2 protein-coding genes are annotated in these 2222 nt (G+C 74.5%); both read left to right on the top strand.

The features are described 5' to 3' along the window. Positions 1-80 precede the first annotated feature (80 nt). Positions 81-1178 carry a DegT/DnrJ/EryC1/StrS family aminotransferase gene (locus tag BH719_RS03270; RefSeq protein WP_009743323.1) on the top strand — a complete coding sequence of 366 codons (1098 nt, stop codon included), beginning with the start codon at positions 81-83 and terminating at the stop codon, positions 1176-1178. Between the two features lie 8 nt (positions 1179-1186). After that, on the top strand, positions 1187-2215 hold the full coding sequence (locus BH719_RS03265; protein ID WP_009743322.1) for a Gfo/Idh/MocA family protein: 1029 nt from the start codon (positions 1187-1189) through the stop codon (positions 2213-2215). Positions 2216-2222: the final 7 nt, after the last annotated feature.

The raw sequence follows: 2222 nt of genomic DNA, 5'->3' as shown, positions 1-2222 counted from the left end.
GGCCGCTTCACGTGCCCGGCCACCGGGCGCGGCTACCGCCTGGACGGGGCCGGCGCCCTGGCGCCCGAGGGGGAGGGCGAATGAGCGCCCCCCTCGTGCCCGCGGCGCGCCCCCTGATCGGCGAGGAGGAGATCGCCGCCGTCGCCGCGGTCATGCGCTCGGGCATGATCGCCCAGGGCCCCGAGGTCGCCGCCTTCGAGGAGGAGTTCGCGCGCGCCATGGCGCCGGGGGCCCGCGCCGTCGCCGTCAACTCGGGGACCTCGGCCCTCCACCTGGGGCTGATGGCCGCCGGGATCGGGCCGGGCGACGAGGTGGTCGTGCCCTCCTTCACCTTCGCCGCCACCGCCAACGCCGTCGCCATCACGGGGGCCACCCCCGTCTTCGCCGACATCGACCTGCGCACCTACACGCTGGCGCCCGCCTCGGTCCAGGAGGCGGTCACGCCGCGCACCCGGGCCATCATGCCGGTCCACCTGTACGGCCACCCCGCTCCGATGGACCAGATCCTGGCCATCGCAGAGGCCAACGGCCTCATGGTCTTCGAGGACGCCGCCCAGGCCCACGGCGCTTCCCTGCACGGGCGCCGCGTGGGCTGCTTCGGGGAGTTCGGGGCATTCAGCTTCTACCCGACGAAGAACATGACCTGCGGCGAGGGGGGCATCGTCACCACCTCCGACCCGCGGATCGAGCGCCAGGTGCGCCTGCTGCGCAACCAGGGGATGGAGCGGCGCTACGCGAACGAGGTGGTCGGGCTCAACAACCGCATGACCGACATCAGCGCCGCCATCGGCCGGGTCCAGCTGCGCAAGGCCGCGGACTGGACGCGCAGGCGCCAGGCGAACGCCGCGTTCCTGGACGCCGAGCTGCGCGGCGTCGTCACCCCCCACGTCGCCCCCGGGGCCGTCCACGTCTACCACCAGTACACGATCCGCGTCGAGGACCGCGACCGCTTCGCCGCCGCCCTGGCCCAGGAGCACGGAGTCGGATCCGGCGTCTACTACCCGGTCCCGTGCCACCGCCTGGAGTCCCTGTCCCGTTTCGCGCCCGCCCGCGCCCTGGGCGCCACCGACGAGGCCGCCCGGTCCGTCCTGTCCCTGCCCGTCCACCCGAGCCTGCTCACCAGGGACCTGGAGCGCGTCGTCACCGGGGTCAACGCCCTGGCCCGCGCGGGATCGTGAGGGCGGCCATGGGGCGGGCGCCCGTGCGCGTGGGGATCCTGGGCCTGGGCTCGATGGGGCGCCACCACGTCCGCAACGCGCGCGCCACGCCCGGTTTCGAGGTGGTGGCGCTCGCCGACCCCGCGGGGGACCCCCACGGCGTCGCCGGCCCCCTGGAGGTCCTCCCCGACGTCCACGCGCTGATCCGCGCGGGCATCGACGCCGCCATCGTGGCCGCCCCCACCGTCCACCACGAGGAGGCGGCGCTGGCGCTGGCGCGCGCGGGCGTCCACGCCCTGGTCGAGAAGCCCTTGGCCGCGTCGGCCGCCGCGGGCGCGCGCATCCGCGACGCCTTCTGCGCGGCGGGCCTGGTCGGCGCGGTCGGCTACGTGGAGCGCTGCAACCCCGCGCTCATCGAGATGCGCCGCCGCATCGCGGACGGGCAGCTGGGCCAGATCTACCAGATCGCCACCCGCAGGCAGTCGCCCTTCCCCGCCCGCATCTGCGACGTGGGCGTCGTCAAGGACCTGGCGACCCACGACGTCGACCTGGCCGCCTGGGTGGCGGGCTCCCCCTACGCCACCATCAGCGCCATGACGACGGCCCGTTCCGGCAGGGAGCACGAGGACATGATGGTCGCCTCGGGAACGCTCGCGAACGGGATCCTCGTCAACCATATCGTGAACTGGCTCACCCCGTTCAAGGACCGCACCACCATCGTCACCGGGGAGCGGGGCGCGCTGGTGGCGGACACCGCCATGGGGGATCTCACCTTCCACGAGAACGGCGACCAGCCCCTCCAATGGGACCAGATCGCGGCCTTCCGCGGTGTGTCGGAGGGGACCGTCATCCGCTACGCACTCACCAAGCGCGAGCCCCTCGCCGTCGAGCACGCCCACTTCCGCGACGCCGTCCTGGGGAAGGGCTGCCAGCACGTGTCCATGGACGAGGGGCTCGAGGCGCTGCGCGTGACCGAGGCGATCCTGGACAGCGCGCGGACGGGGCGGGCTGTGCGCCTCGCGCAGCCGCCCGGCCCGGCTCGGCCCAGCGGCGCTTAGGCCTCGC

This window comes from Pauljensenia hongkongensis (assembly GCF_001746855.1).
GTDB lineage: Bacteria > Actinomycetota > Actinomycetes > Actinomycetales > Actinomycetaceae > Pauljensenia > Pauljensenia hongkongensis.
The sequence above is the reverse complement of the archived record's forward strand: the minus strand, read 5'-3'. Positions and strand labels throughout refer to the sequence as shown.

Coding starts and splice junctions, on each gene's coding strand:
- BH719_RS03270 (WP_009743323.1), top strand. CDS start 81: ATGAGCGCCCCCCTCGTGCCCGCGGCGCGCCCCCTGATCGGCGAGGAG.
- BH719_RS03265 (WP_009743322.1), top strand. CDS start 1,187: ATGGGGCGGGCGCCCGTGCGCGTGGGGATCCTGGGCCTGGGCTCGATG.